Source organism: Roseibium sp. MB-4 (assembly GCF_053005265.1).
Genome location: NZ_JBRKQB010000002.1, coordinates 539,710 through 563,831 on the forward strand (window position 1 = coordinate 539,710; position 24,122 = coordinate 563,831).

Below are 24,122 nucleotides of genomic sequence, written 5' to 3' on the forward strand. Positions count from 1 at the left end.
CAAAAACGCCTGCCCCGCAAACACCGGACGGTTTCGGCGAAGCGCCCCAAAAACCTCTGTCTGGCGCGCCCCTTTCCGGCTCGATATCCGATTGGGCAGCTGAGATTGCAGAGGAAGCGGAAAAGCCGACGCCCCCCTCCAAATCCAAGATCAAGGATCCGTCGAAGCTCGCAGAGCTGGCACCGGGCGCGCCCGGATCGTCCAAACGCACGGCCCGGACTTCCTCGAAGGAGCGCGAGCGGGCCGGAGGGGACGGGTCTGTTGCCGCCAATGTTGAGGAAGGCCGCAAGGCCAAGCTGTCGCCCAAGGGCGCGAAAGCACGTGGGACATATCCTGAGCCAAGCGAAGGCAAGGCCGACGGGCCGTCGTCCGGTCAGGACGCGCCCGCGCAGGCCAGCGCTAAAGCGCGTCGGGCCGCGAGCGCAAAAAAGGAGAAACCCACAAAATCCGCCCGTGGCACCAGTATGGGCAAGGCGGACACGGCGCGCGAACGCGCCGCCGGAGGTCTCAATCCGGTGGCCGGCATGGACATGTCGCTGGAGGAGGCCGAGGAACTCGAAGCCAAGCTCAAGCAGCACAAGAAAGACAACAAAAAGAAATCCGCTGCCGATGGCCGCTATGGCGAGCTCGGCGGCAATCAGGGCGCGACCGCGACCGTGGAGGCCCTGTCTGCGCTGATCGAAAGCGGCAACCCGCTGCACAAGAACGGCGAACTGTGGGTGCCGCACCGTCCGGAGCGTCCGGCAAAATCCGAAGGCGGCGTGCCGATCAATCTGGCCTCCGAGTATGAACCGAAGGGCGACCAGCCAACCGCCATTGCCGAACTGGTGGAGGGTGTTGATGGCGGCGAGCAGACCCAGGTGTTGCTCGGCGTCACCGGCTCCGGCAAGACCTACACCATGGCGCAGGTCATCCAGCGCACACAGCGCCCGGCGCTGATCCTGGCTCCCAACAAGACGCTGGCGGCCCAGCTCTACGGCGAGTTCAAGAGCTTCTTCCCGGACAACGCGGTCGAGTATTTCGTCTCCTACTACGACTATTACCAGCCGGAGGCCTACGTCCCGCGCACGGACACCTATATCGAGAAGGAAAGCTCGATCAACGAGCAGATCGACCGGATGCGCCACTCGGCAACCCGCGCGCTGCTGGAGCGCGACGACGTTATCATCGTCGCCTCCGTGTCGTGCATCTACGGGATCGGCTCGGTCGAGACCTATACGGCGATGACCTTCGCCATCGAGGTCGGCGAGCGCATCGACCAGCGCCAGCTGATCGCCGATCTGGTGGCCCTGCAATACAAGCGCAACGACGCCGCCTTCCAGCGCGGCACGTTCCGGGTGCGCGGCGACACCATCGAGCTGTTCCCGGCGCACTATGAGGACCGGGCCTGGCGGATTTCCCTGTTCGGCGACGAGATCGAGCAGATCACCGAGTTCGACCCGCTGACCGGCAAGAAGTCCGGCGACATGAAGTCGGTGAAGATCTACGCCAACTCGCACTATGTGACGCCGAAACCCACGCTGCAGCAGGCCATCAAGTCGATCAAGACCGAGCTAAAAGGCCGTCTGGAAGAGCTGAACGCCCATGGCCGCCTCTTGGAAGCCCAGCGGCTGGAACAGCGCACCATGTTCGATCTGGAAATGTTGGAGGCGACCGGCTCCTGCGCCGGGATCGAGAACTATTCGCGCTACCTCACCGGCCGCAAGCCGGGCGAGCCGCCGCCCACCCTGTTTGAATATCTGCCCGACAACGCCCTCGTCTTCGCCGACGAGAGCCATGTGACCATTCCGCAGATCGGCGCCATGTACCGGGGCGACTTCCGCCGGAAAGCGACGCTCGCCGAATACGGCTTCCGTCTGCCGTCCTGCATGGACAACCGTCCGCTGCGCTTTGAGGAATGGAACGCCATGCGGCCGCAATCCGTCGCGGTCTCGGCCACCCCGGGTTCGTGGGAAATGGAAGAGGCGGGCGGCGTCTTTGCCGAACAGGTCATCCGCCCGACCGGTCTCGTCGATCCGGTGATCGACATCCGCCCCGCCTCCTCCCAGGTCGATGATTTGCTGGGCGAAGTGCGCGAGGTTGCCCAAAAAGGCTACCGCACGCTGGTCACCACCTTGACCAAGCGCATGGCCGAGGATCTCACCGAATACCTGCATGAAAACGGCGTGCGTGTGCGCTACATGCACTCCGACATCGACACGCTGGAGCGGATCGAGATTATCCGGGATCTGCGCCTCGGCGCCTTCGACGTGCTCGTGGGCATCAACCTGTTGCGCGAGGGCCTCGACATTCCCGAATGTGCGCTGGTCGCGATCCTCGATGCGGACAAGGAAGGTTTCCTGCGCTCCGAAACCTCGCTGATCCAGACCATCGGCCGCGCGGCGCGGAATGTGGACGGCAAGGTGATCCTTTACGCCGACCAGATGACCGGCTCCATGGAGCGGGCGATTGCGGAAACCAACCGCCGCCGCGACAAGCAGCTCGCCTACAATGCCGAGCACGGCATCACGCCGGAGAGCGTCAAGCGTTCCATCGGCGACATTCTGGAAAGCGTCTACGAGCAGGACCACGTCACTGTCGATGCCGGGTTCGCCGAGGAAGGCTCGCTGGTCGGCCACAACCTGGCGGCCCACATCTCCGATCTGGAAAAACAGATGCGCGATGCCGCCGCCGATCTCGACTTCGAGACCGCGGCCCGCCTGCGCGACGAAATCAAGCGCCTGCAGGAAACCGAACTGGCCGTCGCCGACGACGCCATGGCCCGGCAATCGGATGTTTCTGGGGCCACCGGCGGCTACAAGGGCGACAAGAAATTCGGCGCTGGCGGCACCAAGGAAGGCGCCAGCGGCAAGAAGAAGGAAACGGCGAAGGACCGGGCCGCAAGATCAAAAGCCCGCAAGCCAACCCTGGACGAGATGACCAACGCGCGGACCGAAGTTCCGATGCCCAAGGGCCCGCTGCCGCAGAAGCCTGCCCCAATCGTCCAGGCCGAAGACGCCCCGCATCACACCCCGCGCGGCAAGATCGGCGTGGGGTCCTATGAGGATCCGGTGGACGAGAAAAAACGCCGCGGCCGGCCGAAGAAGAGCGGCCGGCCGGGGCGGTAGAGCCGATACAAAAGTCTTCCCGACTATCTGATCGATGCGATTTTCCCATCTGCTTTGACTGATTGCGATAAAGAACCAGTTCTATGCGGCATCCGTCGTGCGCTCCCTCCAATTCCTGGAAAGTATGGAAATTTTGAAGAAACTAACGATCGTCAGGATTATCTCGACAAAACGGGCAATAATGCGCCCTCTAACATTTGAAGATGAATGTGATTCAGATTGTTACTGTTAGATCGACGGAAGGCGAATTACTCGGAGAAGTAACAACCCAAAGTAGAAATATGGGTTGTATTTATTAGGTTAACAACCTTTTATTGACATTCACAGAACTCCTAGGGTTAGTTAATTCTCCTAAATTTAGGCGACATACTCTAACTTAGAGCGGGGGGTTCAATGAAACCAATAGTATTAGTTATCCTGATCTCATTAACTGTATCAGGTTGCGAGTTTATGCGGAACCTTGGAGAAAACACTTCAAGAATTAGCCGTCAAGTTACTGAAACTGTAGCAGAAAAAATACTACAAAATGCCGATGAACAAGTGTATTCAGTAGACCCTTTTAAGCTTTCATTTATAAAAACACCAGGCATATACAATGTAAAGCCGGACGGAAAGATGTTCCAGATATGCGAGTTTGATACCTCCCAACAAATCGCAATAAGTAATATGAGGACCGAGGTTATTGACGAAAAAACAGAAATAATAGAAGATTCAATCGAAAGAATAAATGTCAGAGTTAATATACTTGGATCGGCTATCGAGAGACCCTATAGAAAAATAAAGGTGTCTGGGTACAAAGTGAAACGTGTTCTATCTGGGGACTCATCAAGATCTGCAGAGTGGATTATTAATAACGTCGCATCCGGCTGCTCAGGCAAAGTGCTCCCAAAAAACAAACCATACTTCGTAGCTACAGCGGTCGCCACCGCGTACAATGTAGAGACTGTCTCAGGCGGAGGTTTCGGGAAAGCCAGTTTTGCTTTTGGACCAACTGATTTCGAGTTTGAAATTGAAGATGAACCGTCTCGAAGAGTGCAAAACAAAATATTTGCAGTTGCGGGTAGGCTTTACAAGTAAGCGATCCAATCCAGCAAGGGAGTTGAAGGTCCGAAGACTCCCGCTCTACTTACTCAGCAGTAAATCTGATCCGGCGCGGTCGTGCGAAAAATCAGCTGCATGTGCCAAAACGCGCTGACACTTGTATCCCGTGGCCTAGCCATGGGATACACTCCGCTCCACCGCCACAAACACGGCTAATCGGGTAGGCACCTCACGGCATAGATCTCTGCTCGAAGCGAAAATGACGCTGACAGGCGTGGTTTTAGCTGCAAACGATCTTTGCTGCTCTGGAAACGAGTAGACCCCGGATCAGGTCCGGGGTGACGGCCTGACACTGTGGACATGCCCTCGCCCACTCCGTCATCCTCGGGCGTGACCCGAGGATCCACACCGTTTCCTCGCCACAAGCAATGCTGATCGGATGGGCACCTCACGGCATGGATTACCTCCCCGATCAAGTCGGGGACAGGCTCTTCAAGCCGGGGATGACGTGGGAGGATGTGGTTAGGATGTGCCCTCTGCGCCGTCCCGGCCTCCGAGCCGGGACCAAGGGGAAGACCCCTCCAGATCGGATCGCGGACAAGCAAGCCCAGTCAGAGACCAACACTAGAGAAACAGGTCCCGGATCAAGTCCGGAACGGCGGAGACGGAGAAGCTGCCTCCTGACACACAGAAATCTTATCCACGCTCCCTCACCCTGCCAATATACTTCTCGCGTGCCTGTTCACTTAGGCTTTCCGGGGGACCGTCCCTTGGAAGGGAGCAGGCCGGGCTGGTCTGGGGCGGCGGGGTAACGATCCGCGCACCGGACAAGGATCCGCGCGAGACGGCGGCAGGCAGTTGCCGCCGCGCCTCAAAAACGCCAGCGACTGTGGAGGGCGGGTGTTTTCCTGACACGGGAACACGAGACAAATCTCCCGCTGGTCCGTTGAAGAGCAAGCCGGATCCTCTTGAAGGCCCGGGCGGGGCGGATCAGCCTTTGCCGAAGAAACGTATTTTTACATCTGCTGCGCAGGCAAGGCCTGACGCGCCCCGCCACTCCTGTGACCAACGGGAGGTATCTTGAGCCAAACGCCGGAGGAAATCCTCGCGGCGGCTTTTGTGCTGGCGTTTTCTGATGTGTGGCGTCCCGGCCCGTGCCTGGACCAAGGTGATGGAGAAGAGCGTCTTTTCAACTCAACTCTTTAAGGCAAATAACACTGGGGAGCGAGTTCAGTTGGCTTCAGAGCTTGCGAGCTTTCGCAGCTTTACCAGGTTTTGAGGCAACCGCCGCCTTGGCATCTTCCGCTAGCCGAGCGTCCCGTTCAAGGCGAGCCTGCTTCAGCTTCGCGGTTTTGGCATTGCGCAAATCAGTTTCGACTTGGGTAAGGTCCATCGAGACCTGTTTCGTGATTTCCGCTTTGGTCGCCGCAGTCGGCCTCTGCGGTTTGAACAGCGTGTCGCGTGTCAGGGGCTTCGTCATGGGAGCAAGCAACCTTCCGTCTGCTGGAAACAAAAAAGCCGGAGCACATGCCCCGGCTTTTGAAACTCATGTAAAATGCCGCTCTCGGTGATCCGGTAGAGCGGACATTGTTACCAAATCAGGCAGCGGACAGGTTGTCGGCTGCGGACTTGCCGGAACGGCGGTCCTGAACAACTTCGAAGCTGACCTTGTCACCTTCGTTCAAAGTTGCCATGCCAGCGCGCTCAACAGCGGAGATGTGGACGAACACGTCGTTGCTGCCGTCTTCCGGCTGAATGAAGCCGTAGCCTTTGGTGGAGTTGAAGAATTTAACGGTACCGATGGTCATAACGATGTCCTTTCAATCGGTCATAGAAGAGTGCCCGACCCGCATTGCGCGGTCCGTGCGTGAAGTCGACGTTGAGAGGGAAGATCGTTCAGTTCGCAGTCGCCTGCGCAGATACAAAGTTCGTCAGCAATATCGATGCGCAATTCATTAGCGGAGAATTGAGGTTTAATAAAGGCAAAAAGCCAAGTGCAATTCAATTATTTGCAATAGGCCGGACAGTCCGGGGAAACTTGCCCAGGGCACATGGTCTGGCGCAAATCCATTTCAATTATAGGGTGGGATCAAACAAACGGCCCAAAAACGTCCCTGGATAGATCCCGCAAGGTAAAAACTGTGTTTCAGGTTACAGCGATTGTTAACATCCGCGCTATTATCAGTACAAAAGACGCACTAGCGCGGGCACATCGACCTCACGGGGAAGAAAAGACGCGCTGCCGGGTTGGTACTACGATGCAACCCGACAGATCAGAAGACCTAACCGGACCAAGACATGTCATTTGAAGCGAACGACGACAGTTATCCTGGACAGGCCGTTGCCTATATTGTCGCGACCTGGGGCAGCCAGTCTTTCGTCAGCTCCGGCGTTTTGGTCGGCCGCAATGACGTTCTCACCGCCAGCCACTCCATTTACGACGCGACGTTGGGCGGCTTGGCCGATGAGGTAAAGGTCTATTTTTCTTATGACCCGGACGATTCCAACCCAACGTTCTACACGCCTGCCTATTACAACTATTACACTGATTTTGACCCCGACAATGACGGGCTGATCTACAGCGGCGACAACCGCGCCTTCACCCTCGGCGGCGCGGAGAAAGATATCGCCCTCCTCTCTCTCAGCGAGGCAGCTGGTGATATCTATGGCTGGTTCGGGATCAACTACAGCTACACGGGCGGAAATGTCAGCGTGCTCGGATTTCCGGGGCGCTACGGCAACAATCTGACCTTCGACAGCGGCTATGCCTACAAGGATGTCGTCGACAATTATGTCGACACCAGTTTCCTGGAAATCAATTCAGGTAACAGTGGCGGCCCGATCTTCACTGGCAGCGTCAACGACGTCAGTGTTGTCGGCATTGTTTCGACCAGCGCGGCCGCGGCGTCTGTCGCCGGACACGAATCGTGGTTGACATCCAACATCGCCAGCAACGACGTTTACATGGACACCACGACGACAACGACGCCGGTCGTGACCACAGTCGAGAACGCGATTTACAGGTTTTACAACACAGATACCGGAACGCATTTCTACACTGCCAGCTCAGCAGAACGGGATTCTGTCATCGCGAATGCGTCCTCCTTCTCTTACGAAGGGGTCGCCTTTCTGTCCGCAAACTCCAGCACGGACTTGTCCAGCCTTGTGAACGTCTATCGTTTTTACAACACCCAGACCGGAACGCATTTTTACACCGCAAGCGAAGCCGAGCGCGAAGACGTCACCAACAACAATGCAGCTTTCATTTACGAGGGAGTTGCGTACCAGGCCTATGAGGGCGACACAGCCAGCAACACCGCGCTGTACCGGTTCTTCAACACTGAGACCGGCAACCATTTCTACACTGCGGTAGATGCAGAAAGAGACAGCGTCCAGACGATGGGTCAGTTCAGTTACGAAGGCATCGCCTATTACGTCGACATTGCCTGACGCCCGGCCTTCCAAGTGACTACGGTTTTCTGGGCCGTGTATTTGCGGTTTCGCTCCCAGAAAGGCAGCCCCTCGTTCCTGAATTCATGCGTTAACCATTCGCGCACTTTGGCTAAAATGCCGGGGATATCCTTCTTTTTACGCTAACACTGACCGGTGTAATGTGGGCAGCACTGTCTGAGTCGTTGTACGGCCCCTTCAATTGGGTTAAAAAAGGCTTAATGTATTGCGTATCCCGCGAAACCGATGACGTTCGCGGCACTTCAGGAGCACGGAATGGGCATTTTCTCGAAATCCTCGCGCCCCGGCGAAGGCCTGGACCAGAAGATCGAGACCGTAACGGAACAGACACCGGAGCAGGACACGTCTTCCAACGTGGAACAGCTGTCACCGTTCGCCTTGAGAATGCAGGAAAAGATGAACCAGCTGGATGGCCTGAAAGGCCGTGTCGGCGGGCTCACCCAGACCTTTGACCAGATGGCCGCGTTTGCTGCCGAAAGCCAGACCAGCATCCGCATGATGGCTGAATACATCGAGAGCTCACGCGCCAGCGTTGAGACCGAGGTCCGGCTGAAATCCGAAAACGCCAAAATCTCGACCGACCTGCTGGACGCTGAGCACAAGGTGAAAACGCTCACAACCCAGCTGGAGGACGCACAGGCTGAAGTTCATTCGCTGCGCAAGCGCTCAACAGAAACACGCACGGCGCTGGAAACGGCTCGCAACGACATTGTCACGATCCGGGACAACAACAAGAAGATCAATGACGAGTACCGTCATCAGAGCGCAAAGCTGGTGGATGCCAATGCGCAAATTGCGGATCTGACCGGCAGGCTGAACGATCTCAAAGCCAAATTTGAAACCCTGGAGAAGCATGCCGAAAGCCTGAGTTCGGATCTTGAGGCTGTCAAACACCGCGAGAAGGAACTTCAGCAGAACCTCTCCGAGAGCGCGCAGCTTTTGGAAGAGGAAGTCCGCAAGAACAATCAGGCATCCAGCGAACTTGAAGCTGCCAAGCGTGAGCTGATCGATTTCCGAAACGACAACATCGATCTGAAGTCGCACCTTGATGTCGCCAATCAGGAGCTTGTCTACGCCAAGTCCCGTTTGGAAGAAGAACAGCGCAAACACGACAACGAAGTTTACGCACTGAACGCTGAGATCGAGAACCTCTCCTCACAGCGCCGGATTGGCGCCCAATCCTTGCAGGAAATGGCCCGCGAGAATTCGACGATCAAGGAGCGGAACCGCGAACTCGTCAAGCGGATGCAGGAGATCGAGCACCTTCTCGACAGTGCTCAGAAGAACCACGAGAAAGACCGCAACGAGCTGATGGCAACAACAGCAAAGCTGCGTGAGGTCAACCTGCGTTACAACTCCGCGCTGACCGATTTGAACCACCAGCGGAACCAGAACCAGAAATTCGCCGACAATCTTGAAGATCTGGTCGATGAAAACAAACGCCTGCAGCGGTACAAGATCCAGGTCGACACGGCCAATGAACAGATCGCGCAGTTGAAAACCGTCATCGCCAACTACCAGATGGCGATGGAGGGCCGCGGGCCGGCTGAAGAGCTTGGCTTGACCGAGAGTTTTGACCCAGCAGCGGAACTTGGCATCACCGATCCGCTTCCCGTCGCGGATGACGACGATGACCTTCTTGAAAGTGCTGCAGAACCGGACGACGGCAATCCAGATGACGACGGCCCGAGCGGGGGCAGCGATAAGGTCGTTAAGCTGCGGGACTGATAAAAAGACTACTATCGAAAAACCCGGCATTAAGCCGGGTTTTTTGTTGTTTTATTCGAAGCAACCGAGCGATCGCGCCCAAGCACCTTATTCGGGTTCAACATTGAACTGTAGCGGATATCCAAGACGCCCAGCAGCGTCGATCGCACGAGTAGCTTTTGTTTCGGCCACGTCTTTTGGATAAACTGATACGACACACGCACCTTTTTGATGCGCAGTCAGCATGACTACTTCCGCCTGGGCGCTATCCAGACGGAATTCACCTTTCAAGATGAGCACGACAAACTCCCGGGGAGTGTAGTCGTCATTCAGCAACACCACTTTATAAAGCTTCGGTTTCTCTGTTTTGGTTCGCTTGCTAAGGCGTAATTTCACATCAGAGTCACTCATGAAATTACCTTTTGGATAGTGTCCGCCGCCACATCTTCTGACCTTTAGAGCAGTCTTGGCAGAGGGCATGATCTCGGCCATATGCACGGAGAACCGAAAACTGGAAATGCTGCGTGCCAGACACACCGCATCTCACAAATTGTCAACCGTCACGATTTTTGCTGTCTCATCACTATAGAACAGTACTTGCAAAAAACAATTGTGAAGCCAAACCAACAATCCGGCGCCCAAAGAAAAGGGCCCCACGCGAACCACGTGGGACCCTTGTCTCTGTTCTGGGTGATCGCCTTTAGGCAGCTGCCACTGTTTTCAGGAAATCGTCGATCCGCGTCGCCAACTGACGCGTGTTGTCAGCAACTTCCGAAGATGTAACAGACACTTCAGACGCCGACGCGCTTGTGTCGTCAACAGCGGCTTTCACGCCGGTCATGTTTTCACTTATTTCCCGGGTGCCGGACGCAACTTCCTGGATCGAGCTGCTGATTTCCTCAGTCGCAGCTCCTTGCTGCTCCAGCGCCTCAGTGATGGAATTTGTGAACTCGTTCACACGCTCCATGATAGTGGCAATCTCCTCAATTGCTGCCACCGAGTCTGCCGAGGCGCCCTGGATAGCGTTGATCTGAGCGGAGATTTCTTCCGTTGCTTTCGAGGTCTGGGTTGCCAGCTCCTTTACTTCAGCCGCCACGACCGCGAAGCCCTTGCCGGCTTCACCGGCACGTGCTGCCTCAATAGTCGCATTCAATGCAAGAAGGTTGGTTTGCTCCGCAATTTCCTGGATGAGCTGCAAAACCGCGCCAATTTTCTGCGCCGATGCCGCAAGGCTTGCAACCTGCTCATTGGCGGAGGTCGCTTTGTCATTGGCCGTCGAGACAACTTCGCTCGTCTCGCCGATCTGGCGGGAGATTTCACTGATAGACGCCGACAGTTCTTCGGAAGCCGAGGCGACCGTTTGTACACTTGCGTAAGCCTGTTCGGTTGCCGCAGCCACAGAAGCTGTCCGTTCGGTATTGGTGGTCGAAAGGTCCATCAATATCCCGGAGATATTGGCCATGCTATCAGTAGAATGCGAGACGGGCTCCAACAGGCGCTGACTGTCGTCACGGAAGCTAGAAATCATCTCTTCGAGCGCGGTCTGGCGGCGGCGCTCGTTCTCGATGTTCAGCTGCTGCTCTTGTTCCAGCTCGCGTTGGCGAAGGCCGTTGTCCCGGAAAATCTCGACCGTACGGGCCATCTGGCCCATTTCATCGACACGCTCGACATACGGGATGGCAATATCGTAGTTGCCGTTCGACAGAGTTCCCATAGTGTCGGACAAAGTACCGATCTGACCAGTAATCCGGCGGATCAATGCAACCAGTACCAAGGACACAGCAAGGATCGCGATCACTGTAATGACCAGCGCCGTCATCAACGCTTCACTGCGCGCCGTATTGATCGCAGAGATGTCGAACGCGACGTACATCATGCCGAGCTTTTCGGCGGAATCACCTTCTCCGCGCGTAATCGGCTTGATACCTATTTCATAGTTGTAGTCGGAGAAGAAGGTCGTCGTTGCTGCCGCGTCTTCACCACGCAGTTCTTCAGGGATGAGACCAATGAGTTCTTCGTTGGCTGCCTCTTCATCCCGGATCAGTGAGGCAAAAACGTCGCCATTCTTTTCCTGCACAATGGCCCAGGAAAAATTCGGATTATCGAGGAAAGGCGAAAGCAGTGTGTTTGCAAGGTCCTGATCAAAATCCCAAATAGCATTTCCCAGAGCCTGGTTCGTTAGGTTGGCACTCATGCTTATTTGCTGCTCAAACGCTTGCTGCACAGCGGCTACACGTTGAGAGGATGTGATATAGGCGAAGGCGATAAACGCCACCGCTACCACGGCCACGATTGGCACCGTCGTGGTGAATTTCACAGATTGCCAGAACTTCATAATCTTCCCCCATAAGGTTCAGAAAAGGTATAACGATAGACTGCAAATTTTCTCTTAATCGAACGCAGGCAAACCCTCTTTCAACAAGACAAAACTCCCACGAATATTGGGAATATATGCAAGGGTGATAGTGGACCTTGTATTGTTCTAAAGAAAAAACTAACGGCTCAGAAGTCCGGACACTTTAGCAATCTACCAGCCGATTTCTGCGAAAAGCCAGCAGCAGACGGCAATCCATAATCCCGCATACTTCGTACACCAGTGGATCCAACTAGGAGGCCGGTGTGCAAATTCAGAAAAGACATCCCTGGACCAAACGTATCGTTATTGCGGTGGCGTTGTGTACCGCGATCATCTTCTCATTCGGCACGACCGCAGCTCAGGCAGATTTAGGCGCTGCAGTAAAGTCTGTCCCTTCGGCGAGCCTTGTTGGGGAAGGACGCATGAAGTTCCTTGGTTTCAACGTCTTCGACGCACAGCTCTACGCTCCGAATGGGGTGTATTCTTCGTCCAATCCGTTCGCTCTGCGGCTCACCTATCTGCGCAATTTCAAAGGCAAGGCAATTGCCGAAAAGTCCGCAGAAGAAATGGCCAAACAGGGCGTTTCCAAAGCTCAATTGGACGGCTGGACCAAGCAAATGGCAGCGATTTTTCCGAATGTGTCTTCCGGTCAGTCCATAACTGGGGTCCGCACCGCGTCTGGTAGCAGTGTTTTTTATCTCGGCAACAAAGAGATCGGCACAATCATGGACCCAGCTTTCACAAAACATTTCTTTGACATCTGGCTTGGCAGCAACACTCAAAACCCGCGTTTGCGCGCGAAACTGGTCGGCGCCGGCTCTTGACGATCTCCGAGCAGACAGCAGGCGACCCCGCCCAAACTGTGAACTTGGCGACTAGCAGGCAGTCCTCCGGCCGGATTACGAAACGGTCCATCCTGGTCTATGGCGCATTGGCATTCCCTCTGTCTTTCGCCGGCTTGCCGATCTATCTGCATGCGCCTGACTTCTATGCCGTCACATTAGGTCAGTCCCTTGCAAGCCTTGGTGTCGTCCTCCTGGCCCTACGGCTGATTGACGCGTTTCAAGATCCTTTCATCGGTAGCATCAGCGACCGGCTTCACTCGCACCGGCCAAAAATCCTGGCCGTGGGGACCTTGATGCTGGGCGCAGGCTTTTGGATGCTGTTTCATCCGCTGGCCTCAGCACCTCTCGCATGGTTTGCGCTATCGATTCTCATCTGTACCACCGGCTTTTCGATCGTCACGATCAACCTTCAAACCCTGGGCGGCTTATGGAAGTCGCGGCCCCAAGACCGTACCCGGATCACCGGCGGGCGTGAGGCCCTTGGTCTTCTCGGATTGCTTGCAGCCGCCATCACACCAACCCTGCTGACCCAATGGGCCGGTCAGGAACAGGCGTTTCACTATTTGACGGTGGCTTACCTCCCGCTGCTTGTTGTCGGCTTGGTGCTTCTACTTTCATGGATGAAGACGGCCGAGCTCTCCGCCCCCAAACAAGCGCATCACCGGCAAAACTGGCTGAGCCTGCTCAAGGACCGCTGGCGGTCAGTATTCTTTTCCCTCGTTCTTCTGAATACATTCGCCAGTGCTATTCCCGCGGTTCTTGTTCTCTTTTATGTGCGGGACCGGCTCGGCGCTGAGCCATATACAGGACTGTTTTTGCTGATCTATTTCCTAGCCGGCACTGCATCCATGCCGCTTTGGATCAAACTGGCTTCGAAGTTTGGGAAAATCCGGGCTTGGCAGCTCTCACTCGGGCTCGCGATCGTTACGTTCATTTGGGCCGTATTTCTCGGCCGCGGAGATATTGCCGCCTATGCGGTTGTGTGCACGCTGTCGGGCCTGGCTCTCGGGGCTGACCTGGCCTTGCCGCCTGCCATTCTTGCAGACCATATCGACGCTGACGACCGCCAGACTGATGCATCGCGCCTTTTTTCACTGATGGCGCTGCTTTCCAAGACGTCCCTTGCGGCTGCGACCGGATTGGCCCTGCCGATCCTCGGCGTTTTGGGCTATGTACCGGGGGGAGACATGACGCCGAGACTGGATTGGGTCCTAAGCCTCACATATGCAGCCCTCCCCTGTGCCTTGAAACTGGCAGCCCTCGGGAGTTTAATTTGGGCACAGGACATCCTGACAAAAGACAAGTCCACTTTGTCCTGAACCGTTCCTTGCACTTGCTCTCAGGATTGAAACATGTCCGTACGGCCACCGCAGATCCTTCACAAACCGAAACAAGATGAAGATCCGCTGTCGCAGGCCCTACAGAATGAGATCTTTAACGAGAAAGCGGCAACGCTGTTCCGACTGCAGAAGCGGCTCGAAACCGCTTTAAGAAAACTCGAAGCGGCAAGGGCGAACGCAGAAGCCACAGAGGAAACAATCTCTCCCCACCTTGCCGAAGCCTGCGAAGCGCTCTGGTATGTTTCGATACAACGGGAGATGTGTGGATTGAGGAACAGCAGGGCCTATTATGACGAGCTGCGTGTTCCGCATGATGTCCGGCTACACATGGGACCGAACATTCGCAAAGGGTCTTGAGAAGGCAGCGCATGCATTGCGTACGCGGCCGGACAAGCCTTTGTGATTTGTATCACTTCCTTGTTGATGGCTTGGATGTATGAGGTTCGCAGAGTTGCATCACACCGGTAAGAGTGTTTTTTTCGCAGCCATAAAACAAAATAATATGCCGCTTTGTAACGTTGCGTAATATACACGGTTACGGACCATTGAAATCCGCCACCCCCAATTTGGGAGTGCGATACATTAAGAGCGTTGGCCCCGAGCAAAAACATGAAACGCATCACTGTCGTCCATAGGGTCACCGCTCCCATTGCCATGTTCGCAGTGTTTTTCTGCCTCGGGAATTTGCTACCGATCGGTAGCGGCGACGGTTTTACAAGTGCCGCATATGCCCAATCGGTGCGAGTTGTCCCGGAAGGCAACAGATACCGCTCTCAACCGAAAATCCCCTTCGCCTCATCCCGCAGGACGTCCGCCTCCAATTCATCATACGATGCCAAATTCGAGAAGGTGCTGAGCGTTTTGCGGCGTGACCGGCGTCTGATGTCATCCATCAAGCGCGTCGCGAGCCGGTACGGTATTGATCCGATCCATATTGTCGGGGCGATCGTCGGCGAACATACCTACAACTATGACACTCTCGACAGCGCGCAGTCCTATTACGTAAAGGCCCTCGCTTACGCCGGCATCAGGTTTGATTTTGAGCTCAATGGCGAGCAAGTCGAAACCTTTGTGGAGCGCCCGCAATTTGACCGGTGCCGAAAGGAGCACGTGCAAAAGGCGAGCGACCGCCGCTGGTCCTGTTACGAACAGGTCTGGAACAGCCGCTTTCGCGGCAAAAGCGTCGATGGCGTCCGCTATCCACGGAAAAACTTCAACGAAGCGTTCTTTCAACCGCTCTATGCGGGTCAAAGCTTCGGTCTTGGACAGCTGAGCCCGCTGACGGTTCTGAAGATGACCGATCGGGTGGCACGCACGAGCAATTTCCGCAAGTTGAAGTCCACAAATCCGGAAGCCGTCTACAAAGCGACCATGGATCCAAACCAGTCATTGCACTACATGGCCGCGATCATCCGGGACGCGATCGACGCCTACAAGTCTGTCGGCAAAGTGGATATTTCAAAAAACCCCGGATTGACAGCAACGCTCTATAATCTCGGGGATCCCTGGAGCCGCGCGGCCAAATTCCGCCGCAGCGGCAACTCCTGGCCGCGCGAAAACTACTACGGCTGGCTGGTGAATGACCGGATCGAAGAGCTGGAATCATTGCTCTGATCGATCCGGCCGGATGCTCAGGTCAAGAATGGATTGGTTTGGCGTTCGTGGCCGAATGTCGATGCCGGCCCATGCCCGGGCAAGAACGAGATGTCGTCTCCAAGCGGAAGAAGCTTTTCAGTGATCGACTTGATCAGCGTCTCGTGGCTTCCTCCCGGCAGATCGGTCCGCCCGATCGACCCGGCAAAGAGCACATCGCCTGAGATCGCCAGCCGCAACTCCTTGTCAATGAAAACCAGATGGCCAGGTGAATGGCCCGGGCAATGCAAGACGTCAAATTCACGTCCCGCCATTGCCAGAACGTCCCCCTCCTGCATCCACTTATCAGGCGATACGGGTTTGGCTTCCCCCATTCCGAACTGAGCCGCCTGATCGGCAACCCGGTCGATCAAGGGCTGATCGGCCTCATGCGGTCCCTCGACAGGAACTGAAAGGCGTTCGGCAAGATCAGCAGCGCCGCCGATGTGATCAATGTGGCCGTGGGTCAGGACAATCTTCTCGACTTTCACGCCTTTTTCTTTGACTGCGGACATGATTGTGTCGACATCGCCGCCCGGATCAACGACAGCGCCCACCATGGTCGCCGGGTTCCAGATCACAGAGCAGTTCTGCTGGAACCCCGTGACAGGCACAATCATGATCTGGATCGGCGGCATCTCCTCACCCTGGCCAGTCTCTGCTGCCCCGGCATCCGAATTCGACATGTCTTGCGCCACTGTTATCTCCTGGATGAATGTTATCCTGCCCCTTGTAACAAATACGGGACAAATCGCCAGAGCCGCATGTTTGTAATGGTCCATGGGTTCACCTTGCGGCGTTGATTTCGTAAAAGGTGAGAGGCTCTTGTTGGAAGAGCTAAAGAAATCAGGTTCGGCACCGAATGACGTTACGACTGTTCAGCGCTGTCACGGCAACTCTTCTGGCCTTAGGAATTGCCGGAAGCGCCCAAGCTCAGCCAGGCCGCACAGCGCCGGTGTTCGATACTTGGCTTGTCGATTGCGCAAGCACGGGAGTGTGCTTCTCCTCATCGTTCACCCGGAACCAGTCCGTCTGGGTTGATTTGCGGATTGTCCGGGATTGGCGCGCGGATGCCCAACCGCTGCTGCGGCTGACCACAAACACTGTCCTCCCCCAGACCGGTACACTGCGCTTCGATGTCGACGGGGCAACGATAGAATCTCTGCCGATTGAACAACTCAGGGAAATCCAGGCGGGAGTAACATCCCCAGCCGGGTTTCGGCCGCTGGGCGGGGAAGGTTTCTGGTACCCGACGGGTGCAGTCACATCCACACTGCTTACGGCTCTGCAAACAGGGCAAGAACTGACCGTACACATGCCCAGAGAAGGCAGCGCGGAGACAGTATCCGTTTCCGTTCCTCTGCAAGGACTAAAATCGGGCCTTCTCTGGCTGGACAACCGGCAAAACCGGACAGGAACGGCGTCAGCAATTGTCTCACCCGGAGCTGAGCCTCCGGTCAACGCACCGCATGCGCTTCCAATTTTGGCTCCGGAGGAGCTCCCAGCCGAAGTTTCCGCAATTTGGCACGCCAACCGCCTCTGTTCTTCCATCGACCCGACCATTTTTGCCAGCCTGAATGCAGTCCGTGTTCCGCTGGAGGACGGCGCATCACTTTATATCGTGCCGTGCGGTGCTCCAACGGCCTATAACAGCCCTTATGTCGCGATTTATGCTGGCAAGGATGGGGCTGCACGTCAGGTGCATGTCGCCAGAATGTCTGAAAGCGGTCCAATTGCCACCGATTTGATTTACAATGCCCGTTGGGTGCCAGCCGATCGTCAGTTGATCAGCTACTTTAAGGGGTCCGGCGTTGGCGAGTGCGGACTGTGGAACAGATGGGTCTGGAACGGCACTGGATTGGTGTTGCTTGAAGAAGCTTCGCGCAAAACGTGTGACAACACGGAGCCGGACTTGTCCAATTGGTCAAACACTTGGCCTCTAAAAAACGCGTCTAAATAACCTTTCCCCTAAGGATTTTCTTGCGATTTTCACAATCGCGCCCTTATGATGTTTCCGCGGCGGATGGAATGGGGTGCGGCAGCTCTACTTCACCCCGATCCTTGAGTTTGGTGAGCGCATCTTGATGTGCTCTCCGATTTAGGCTCGGCCGAAAAGGCGGGTGAGAATTGGCGTTAGTGTCGGAATGGCACGGAAATTAAGGTGATTACGTAATGCACGATGGGGATTCGGACCGGCGGTCGCGTGGTCGGCGCGGCGGCAAGCGCGAGTTTGGCGGTCCGCAAGACTTCGGCAGTGACTTTGGCGGAAGCGACTTCGGTGGTGATTATGGCGGTGGCCGTGATGGCGGTCACCGGGGTGGGCGCGATAATGACTTTGGCGGCGGTGGTGGCCGTGGTGGTTATGGTGGCGGCGGTGGCCGTGACGGTGGCTACGGTGGCGGAGACCGCGGTGGTTACGGCGGCGGCGGCGGTGGCCGTGATGGCGGCGGCCGGGGCGGATACGGCGGCGGTCGTGACGGTGGCTATGGCGGCGGTGGCCGCGATGGTGGCTATGGCGGCGGAGACCGCGGCGGTTACGGCGGCGGCGGTGGCGGCCGTGATGGCGGCGGATACGGCGGTGGTGGCCGTGGTGGCTATGGCGGCGGCGGTGGTCGTGACGGTGGCTATGGCGGCGGAGACCGCGGTGGTTACGGCGGCGGTGGCGGCCGTGGCGGATACGGCGGCGGAAACCGCGAAGGGGGAGATCGTCCTCCACGGCGGGATTATCCGCCGGTCGAACGTGGGCCACGCCAATCCGGCGTTGTGAAATTCTTCAAGTCTGACAAAGGCTTCGGATTTATTACCCCTGACGATGGCGAGACCGATGTTTTCGTCCATATTTCGGCGGTTGAGCGGTCCGGACTTGCTTCCCTGGACAGCGGGCAACGCATTTCTTTCGAGACTGAACCGGATCGCCGGGGCAAGGGCCCAAAAGCGGTGAACCTGCAAATGCTCGAGGAAGACGGTTCGAATGCCGGCTCTGACGACCAGCCGGTCAACGACGGCACAGGCGAGCAGCCGGATTACGAATAAGCTGCACTCTTCCGGCACTGCCGAAAGCCCTGCAATAAGAAATTCCGGGCGCACCACTGGTGCGCCCGTTGTTTTAGGCAAACTGCCTGCTTTTATTGCCGCACGCCAAGCACTATAAGGCTGCCAGAATGCGCATGAGAAAGGCAGCAGATGACGACAACTTCAAATCCGACCACAACTATCCGGCCGTTCCGCCCAGGGGATTTAAGCCACTTGCTGCCCCTGAACAACGCTGCCGTGCCGGCTGTGAACGAGTTGTCTGCAGAAGAACTTCTGGATCTGATCGGCCAATCGCTTGTTTGCCTGGTGGCGGAGGTCGACGAGGAGCCCGTGGGTTTTCTATTGTCGATCAGCGACGGCGCGGATTATGGCAGCGCGAATTACCGCTGGCTAAGCGAAAACGTCTCCAACTTCTCCTATACGGATCGAATTTGTGTCGATGAAACTCGGCGCGGTTTGAAGATTGGCGAGAAACTCTACAACGCCCTGTTCGATCAGCTGAAAGACACTGGCCGCAGCTTCGTCTGCGAGGTGAACTCAAGGCCACCAAATCCAGGCTCTTTACGGTTTCATCAGCGGCTCGGCTTTGAAGAAATCGGCACGGCAGACCATGGCGAAAAAGCCGTTGTTTTCTTACGTAAAGACCCACTGGGCGCTGCGGAATGAACTATCGCCACGCCTACCACGCCGGCAACATCGGTGACATTCTGAAGCATGCCGTTTTGGCGCGTCTGATCACGTATTTCCAGCGCAAGGAAAAGGGTTTCCGGATCGTCGATACCCATGCGGGCATCGGGCGCTATGATCTGTTGTCGGAAGAAACCCAAAAGACGGGAGAGTGGCAACAGGGCATCGGTAAGGTGCTCGCTAGTGATATGCCGGAGCGTGTTTCGGAGCTTCTGGCTCCCTGGCTTAATGTTGTGCGCGGCGAAAATGGCGATGGCATCCTGAAAACATACCCCGGTTCTCCCCTGCTTGCCCGGCGCATGCTGCGAAAACAGGACAGGTTGACCCTCACAGAGCTTCATCCGGCGGATTTTGAAACCCTTTCAAACCTGTTCGCAGGCGACCATCAGGTGAAAACGATCCACCTGGACGGCTGGCTGGCGCTTGGCAGTTTTCTGCCACCCAAGGAAAAGCGCGGACTTGTGCTGATTGACCCGGCATTTGAAAAAACAAGCGAATTCAGCGATATGACCACAGCGGTCATAAAAAGCTGGCGAAAGTGGCAGACAGGCACCTTTGCTCTTTGGTATCCGATGAAAGATGTACGGGCCATTTCGCGAATGCATAAGGACCTTGAGGAGGCTGGGCTGCGCGATATCCTGGCTCTGGAACTAAATGCGGGCAAAAGCGGCCCGGACACGAGGATGTTGGGCTCGGGCATGACTATGGTTAACCCGCCCTTTACCCTTTCAGGCGAAATGAATGTAGTGCTTCCGTGGCTTTGTGAAACAGTTCGGCAAGGGCCGGGAGCCGATTGGAATGTTCATCAAATTGTCGGCGAATGACTTCATGAGCCGATTTTAACGATCCCTGCTTGACCTGCTCCCGGGTGTCGCCCATCGTCAGAGCCAAGCATTTTTCGGAGGTTCGGCTATGAGTTTGTTTCGTGTTGCCCGCTTTGCCCTTCCTGTGCTGGCCCTCTCGGGGATTATGACAGCCACCGCGGCAGCAGACGATCACCGGCTCTATTTCTCCAGTGAGCGATCAAATCAGTTGCCTGGCTGTGACGCCACTTCCGTTCAACGCGCTGTGCAGAACACTGTGAGGCGCGCTCCCAGCTACTTCAATGGGGTCCGCATCGTCCAGCTTGATAAAATCCGCGACACCACCTTCCGTGCCAACATATCCAGCGCTGTGACCCGCCGCTATTGCAGTGGAACTGCGAGCCTGTCGGACGGCAGCAGGGTGTCGGTCAAATATCTGCTGGAAGCTCATGCGGGCGTGTTCGGGATCAGCTGGAATGTCGAAACCTGTCTGAACCAGCGCGATAAGTGGTATGTTTATGGCGGCTCATGCCGTACGCTGACTGCGCAATAACCAACACTTGGACGCATCACATCATGAGATTGGCGAAATTTCTGCAGCACCTTGCTGTGGCGGCTACCGTTGCCTTCGGATTTTCGCCAACTGCCAAAGCCGACACACCCGGTGACTTCGACTTTTATGTCCTGGCGCTCTCCTGGTCCCCGGCCTACTGCCGGGAAGTTGGACCGGATGCCAGTCCCCGCCAGTGTGATGTGCGGACACCGTTCCGCTTTGTTGTTCATGGTCTCTGGCCGCAATACGACCGCGGCTATCCGGAAAGCTGCGATACAAGCCAACGCCGGATTGATCGGCAGATTGCCTTTGATATGGACGACATCATGCCGAGCCACGGCCTGATATTTCATCAATGGCGCAAACACGGTACTTGCTCTGGCCTGACGCCTGAGGATTATTTTGATCTGACCCGGGACGCGTTCGAGAAGGTCAAGATTCCCAAAGCTTTCCGGACGATCAACAAACGCGGACAGGCCGCGCCATCCAAGATCGAAGCGGCATTCTCAAGCGTCAATCCGGGACTTTCCAAGGACGGCATCGCGATTGTTTGCGAACGCGGCGAACTTCAAGAAGTCCGAATCTGCATGTCGAAGGATCTGGATTTCCGCTCCTGTCCTTCTGTCGATCGAAACGGCTGCCGCTCCGGTTCGCTCACCGTCGTGCCGCCGCTTGCCCGATAGCATCAGACATTTTCGTCTTCATGTAAGGAGTTTCACCATGATGAAATTGCGCTCGTCCCCGCCGTCACCGTTTGGACGCAAAGTCAAACTGGCTATGGCAATCCTGGGTCTCAAGGACCGGATCGAGATTGTCGAAGCCAACACAGCAGATCCCTCGGATGATCTGCGCAGCCAAAATCCGCTCGGAAAGATCCCGGCGCTCGTATTGGAAAACGGCGACGTCATCTACGACAGTTCGGTTATCCTGGAGTATCTCGATTTTCTGGCGGGCGGCGGCAAGCTGTTTCCACAAGGCGAAGCACGATTTCCGGTCCTTCGGGATCAAGCCCTCGCCAACGGAATGATGGATGCGGCGATCCTGAGGGTCTATGAGAAGCGTTTCAAGGAGCCCAAGTTCCGCGACCCGGACTGGGACACCTATCAGGCTGCGAAGATGGACCGCGCCCTGGCACATTTCGAAGCCAATGCTCCAGCTGCTCCAAAATCGGCTGACGATATTGATGCGGGTACGCTGACACTGGCGTGCGCTCTCGGATATCTGGACATTCGCTACAACGGCGACTGGCGATCTGATCATCCAAAACTGGTGGCCTGGCTGGACGCTTTTGAGACAGCAGTCCCTGCCTTTGCGGACACCAAAATGCCAGCAGCTCCGGTACCGGACAACGATCCGGCGCCCTTACGCTGATGCAAGAAGCCGGGCACCCGCCCGGCTTTTTTCTATCGGTCAATTATTGGTCGCCGCGCTCCAATGCGTGGAACATACGGCCGCCTTCAGCAAACAAGATGCAGGCAATTGCGCTTAAGCCATAACAGGCAAATGCAAGCCCCAGCGGCATTGTCGACCCGTCAAAAAGCTGGCCCATCACATAACCTAAAATGGCGCCGCCCAGGGTGCTCACAAAACCGATCACTGACGATGCGGTGCCCGCGATATCGCCGAGCGGTTCCATCGCCATAGTGTTGAAGTTTGCACCCAAAAACCCAAACGTCGTCATGATGAGGGTTGTCAGGATGAGGAAGAGCCACAGGCTTTCAAATCCCAACGCAGCGACGGCCGCCAGAAGTGCCCCCAGCCCTGTGAAGATCAGTGCAGCGGTATGAGACAGGCGCCGCATACCGATGGCTTCCACCAGACGCGAGTTCATGAAGGATGAGATGGCCATTGCTATGGCAATCCCGGCAAAAACAACAGGGAAGTAAGCACCCAGCCCAAAGACATCGACAAAAATCTGCTGCGACATGGCGAGGAACGCGAACAGGCCGCCGAAAATGAACGACAGACCGATTGTGTAGCCGAGCGTCACACGGGTCGTGAGCGCCTTCCAGTAGGCCCCTGCGATGTTCGACATGACCATTGGCCGGCGGTGTTCCGGAGCCAGGGTTTCAGGCAAGCGCATCCAGGTCCAGACCAGCATCCCGACACCCGCTGCCAACAACATGGTGAAGATCCAGTGCCAGCCGGCAACGAACAGGATCGCCTGCCCGACCGACGGCGCGATGATTGGCACCGCCATGAACACCATCATGACAAGAGACATAACCTTCGCCATGCGCCGTCCGGTGTAGCAATCCCGCACGATTGAAAGGGCCGTGACCCGCGCCGCAGCGCAGCCAATCCCCTGCAGCACACGGGCCGCCAGAAACTGCGTGAGGTCATTCGTGATAATCGCCGCAATGCTGGCAAGGCTGTAAAGCACCAAGCCGCCGATCAGAACCTTCCGTCGGCCGAGGGAATCGGCGATCGGGCCAAAGAACAACTGACCTCCACCGAACCCAACCAGGTAGAGCAGCAAGACGGTCTGCCGGTTGTTTTCCTCCTGAATATTGAGCGCCTCGCCAATTGCCGGGAGAGCAGGCAGCATGACGTCAATTGCAAGCGCATTCAGCGCCATAAGCAGAGCGATGATTGTTACAAACTCGGCAAAGGGAATGCCCGGGTCCCGAAGGATCTCGGGTTTTGCAGCTCGGGCTGAGGGTTGCGCTCTGCCAGCCGGAGAGCCGTAGTCAGCAGACGTGTCGTTTTCTTTCACAAGGTATTCCGATCAAACAGAAAGGGCTCTCCCGATCCATTGATCGGCAGAGCACAAAAATTTGGCGGGCCACCTCAGAGGTAGCGAACCGTTAGGATGCGATCCACCTCTCGGCATCCGCATCGTCATCGGCTTTGGCCGCCACCCAAGTTTCAGCTTTCCCGGACACGAAGTGTTCTTTTTTCCAGAACGGTGCGCGGGTCTTTAGAAAATCCATCAAAAAGTCAGCCGCCTCAAAGGCGGCACGGCGGTGGGCAGACGCGACGACAACCAGTACAATCTGTTCCCCCGGTCGTATCTTCCCATACCGATGCACGACTGTCAGGCCCGTCAGCGGCCACCGTTTCAGGGCGTCGCTGGCAATCCGTTCCAATTCGGCTTCGGCCATTCCAGGATAGTGTTCGAGCTCCAGCGCCGCAAGGGTTCCAGCCTCATCACGGCACAACCCGGTGAAGGAGACGAGAGCGCCAACATCCCTGCGCCCAGCCGTGAGGGCATCCATTTCGGCCTGCGCGCTGAAATCCTCGGCCTGAACCCGGACCGCTGCCTCCACCACCACGGCTTAGCCCCCCGTCATCGGCGGAAAAAATGCCGCTTCCTTGGCATCACCGAGCTCCGCATCAACTTCCACATGCATCTGATCCAGGGCGACGCGGATGGCTTCCTCGTCTTCAAATGCAAAAGCGTGATTGTCATCAATGGTCTTGAGATGACCGATCAAGTCCGCCACGGTCACAACAGTTGACGGCAATTCAATCGCCTCTTCTTCAACCCCGACACGCTCGCGCACCCAAGCAAAATAACGAATGTTCATTGTTCCCTCGACCGTTA

The 24,122-nt window shown here is 56.4% G+C and carries 23 protein-coding genes; 15 read left to right on the forward strand and 8 right to left on the reverse strand.

What is annotated here, in order from left to right; genetic code table 11:
• Positions 1-56: 56 nt before the first annotated feature.
• Positions 57-3,107 carry an excinuclease ABC subunit UvrB gene (gene uvrB / locus ACVDG4_RS13570; RefSeq protein WP_447235908.1) on the forward strand — a complete coding sequence of 1,017 codons (3,051 nt, stop codon included), beginning with the start codon at positions 57-59 and terminating at the stop codon, positions 3,105-3,107.
• A 393-nt stretch (positions 3,108-3,500) separates the two neighbouring features.
• Complete coding sequence (locus ACVDG4_RS13575; RefSeq protein ID WP_447235453.1) at positions 3,501-4,184, forward strand: hypothetical protein; 684 nt, start codon at positions 3,501-3,503, stop codon at positions 4,182-4,184.
• Between the two features lie 1,204 nt (positions 4,185-5,388).
• Here the strand turns inward: ACVDG4_RS13575 and ACVDG4_RS13580 are convergent.
• Both ACVDG4_RS13580 and ACVDG4_RS13585 read right to left on the reverse strand, forming a co-directional pair.
• Positions 5,389-5,628: a hypothetical protein gene (locus tag ACVDG4_RS13580; protein ID WP_447235454.1), complete on the reverse strand. Its 240-nt coding sequence runs from the start codon at positions 5,626-5,628 to the stop codon at positions 5,389-5,391.
• A 118-nt stretch (positions 5,629-5,746) separates the two neighbouring features.
• On the reverse strand, positions 5,747-5,956 hold the full coding sequence (locus ACVDG4_RS13585; RefSeq protein ID WP_133946065.1) for a cold-shock protein: 210 nt from the start codon (positions 5,954-5,956) through the stop codon (positions 5,747-5,749).
• Between the two features lie 490 nt (positions 5,957-6,446).
• On the opposite strand from ACVDG4_RS13585, the gene ACVDG4_RS13590 reads away from it, so the two are divergent.
• Both ACVDG4_RS13590 and ACVDG4_RS13595 read left to right on the forward strand, forming a co-directional pair.
• Complete coding sequence (locus ACVDG4_RS13590) at positions 6,447-7,598, forward strand: trypsin-like peptidase domain-containing protein (protein ID WP_447235455.1); 1,152 nt, start codon at positions 6,447-6,449, stop codon at positions 7,596-7,598.
• A gap of 276 nt (positions 7,599-7,874) precedes the next feature.
• The gene (locus tag ACVDG4_RS13595; protein ID WP_447235456.1) at positions 7,875-9,347 is read left to right on the forward strand and encodes a coiled-coil domain-containing protein; all 1,473 of its coding nucleotides are present in this window, start codon (positions 7,875-7,877) and stop codon (positions 9,345-9,347) included.
• An 87-nt stretch (positions 9,348-9,434) separates the two neighbouring features.
• On the opposite strand, the gene clpS is transcribed toward ACVDG4_RS13595, so the two are convergent.
• Both clpS and ACVDG4_RS13605 read right to left on the reverse strand, forming a co-directional pair.
• Complete coding sequence (gene clpS / locus ACVDG4_RS13600) at positions 9,435-9,737, reverse strand: ATP-dependent Clp protease adapter ClpS (RefSeq protein ID WP_133947560.1); 303 nt, start codon at positions 9,735-9,737, stop codon at positions 9,435-9,437.
• 289 nt (positions 9,738-10,026) lie between these two features.
• A complete protein-coding gene (locus tag ACVDG4_RS13605) occupies positions 10,027-11,661 on the reverse strand; it encodes a methyl-accepting chemotaxis protein (protein WP_133946058.1) in 1,635 nt (544 codons plus the stop codon).
• Positions 11,662-11,945: 284 nt separating this feature from the next.
• Here ACVDG4_RS13605 and ACVDG4_RS13610 point away from each other — a divergent pair, with 284 nt between their 5' ends.
• The 4 genes from ACVDG4_RS13610 (at position 11,946) to ACVDG4_RS13625 (ending at position 15,481) form a co-directional block, all read left to right on the forward strand.
• A complete protein-coding gene (locus ACVDG4_RS13610) occupies positions 11,946-12,506 on the forward strand; it encodes a chalcone isomerase family protein (RefSeq protein WP_306148854.1) in 561 nt (186 codons plus the stop codon).
• A 38-nt stretch (positions 12,507-12,544) separates the two neighbouring features.
• Positions 12,545-13,846, forward strand: coding sequence for an MFS transporter (locus ACVDG4_RS13615; RefSeq protein WP_306148853.1), 1,302 nt, complete (start codon positions 12,545-12,547; stop codon positions 13,844-13,846).
• Positions 13,847-13,879: 33 nt separating this feature from the next.
• The gene (locus ACVDG4_RS13620; RefSeq protein WP_133946053.1) at positions 13,880-14,224 is read left to right on the forward strand and encodes a DUF6665 family protein; all 345 of its coding nucleotides are present in this window, start codon (positions 13,880-13,882) and stop codon (positions 14,222-14,224) included.
• 252 nt (positions 14,225-14,476) lie between these two features.
• Positions 14,477-15,481 carry a DUF1402 family protein gene (locus ACVDG4_RS13625; RefSeq protein WP_447235457.1) on the forward strand — a complete coding sequence of 335 codons (1,005 nt, stop codon included), beginning with the start codon at positions 14,477-14,479 and terminating at the stop codon, positions 15,479-15,481.
• Between the two features lie 17 nt (positions 15,482-15,498).
• On the opposite strand, the gene ACVDG4_RS13630 is transcribed toward ACVDG4_RS13625, so the two are convergent.
• Positions 15,499-16,137, reverse strand: a complete 639-nt coding sequence (locus ACVDG4_RS13630) for an MBL fold metallo-hydrolase (RefSeq protein ID WP_306149100.1) — start codon at positions 16,135-16,137, stop codon at positions 15,499-15,501.
• A 224-nt stretch (positions 16,138-16,361) separates the two neighbouring features.
• Between ACVDG4_RS13630 and ACVDG4_RS13635 the strand changes: the two genes are divergently transcribed.
• The 7 genes from ACVDG4_RS13635 (at position 16,362) to ACVDG4_RS13665 (ending at position 21,946) form a co-directional block, all read left to right on the forward strand.
• Positions 16,362-17,459: a DUF1176 domain-containing protein gene (locus ACVDG4_RS13635; RefSeq protein ID WP_447235458.1), complete on the forward strand. Its 1,098-nt coding sequence runs from the start codon at positions 16,362-16,364 to the stop codon at positions 17,457-17,459.
• A gap of 212 nt (positions 17,460-17,671) precedes the next feature.
• Positions 17,672-18,532, forward strand: a complete 861-nt coding sequence (locus ACVDG4_RS13640; protein WP_447235459.1) for a cold-shock protein — start codon at positions 17,672-17,674, stop codon at positions 18,530-18,532.
• A gap of 150 nt (positions 18,533-18,682) precedes the next feature.
• On the forward strand, positions 18,683-19,198 hold the full coding sequence (locus ACVDG4_RS13645; RefSeq protein ID WP_447235460.1) for a GNAT family N-acetyltransferase: 516 nt from the start codon (positions 18,683-18,685) through the stop codon (positions 19,196-19,198).
• A complete protein-coding gene (locus tag ACVDG4_RS13650; RefSeq protein ID WP_447235461.1) occupies positions 19,195-20,043 on the forward strand; it encodes a 23S rRNA (adenine(2030)-N(6))-methyltransferase RlmJ in 849 nt (282 codons plus the stop codon). Before ACVDG4_RS13645 ends, ACVDG4_RS13650 begins: the two co-directional genes overlap by 4 nt.
• An 88-nt stretch (positions 20,044-20,131) precedes the next feature.
• Entirely contained in the window at positions 20,132-20,575 is a 444-nt protein-coding gene (locus ACVDG4_RS13655; RefSeq protein WP_306148846.1) for a cytoplasmic protein, read from the forward strand.
• A 23-nt stretch (positions 20,576-20,598) separates the two neighbouring features.
• A complete protein-coding gene (locus tag ACVDG4_RS13660; RefSeq protein ID WP_447235462.1) occupies positions 20,599-21,258 on the forward strand; it encodes a ribonuclease T2 family protein in 660 nt (219 codons plus the stop codon).
• Positions 21,259-21,295: 37 nt separating this feature from the next.
• Positions 21,296-21,946 carry a glutathione S-transferase family protein gene (locus ACVDG4_RS13665; RefSeq protein WP_306148844.1) on the forward strand — a complete coding sequence of 217 codons (651 nt, stop codon included), beginning with the start codon at positions 21,296-21,298 and terminating at the stop codon, positions 21,944-21,946.
• Positions 21,947-21,989: 43 nt separating this feature from the next.
• Here the strand turns inward: ACVDG4_RS13665 and ACVDG4_RS13670 are convergent, their stop codons facing one another.
• The 3 genes from ACVDG4_RS13670 to moaD form a co-directional block, all read right to left on the reverse strand.
• Positions 21,990-23,291 (reverse strand): multidrug effflux MFS transporter, encoded by a 1,302-nt coding sequence (locus tag ACVDG4_RS13670; protein ID WP_208326650.1) that lies wholly within the window; start codon positions 23,289-23,291, stop codon positions 21,990-21,992.
• A gap of 91 nt (positions 23,292-23,382) precedes the next feature.
• Positions 23,383-23,850 (reverse strand): molybdenum cofactor biosynthesis protein MoaE, encoded by a 468-nt coding sequence (locus tag ACVDG4_RS13675; RefSeq protein WP_447235463.1) that lies wholly within the window; start codon positions 23,848-23,850, stop codon positions 23,383-23,385.
• Between the two features lie 3 nt (positions 23,851-23,853).
• Positions 23,854-24,105 (reverse strand): molybdopterin converting factor subunit 1, encoded by a 252-nt coding sequence (gene moaD / locus ACVDG4_RS13680; RefSeq protein ID WP_133947544.1) that lies wholly within the window; start codon positions 24,103-24,105, stop codon positions 23,854-23,856.
• Positions 24,106-24,122: the final 17 nt, after the last annotated feature.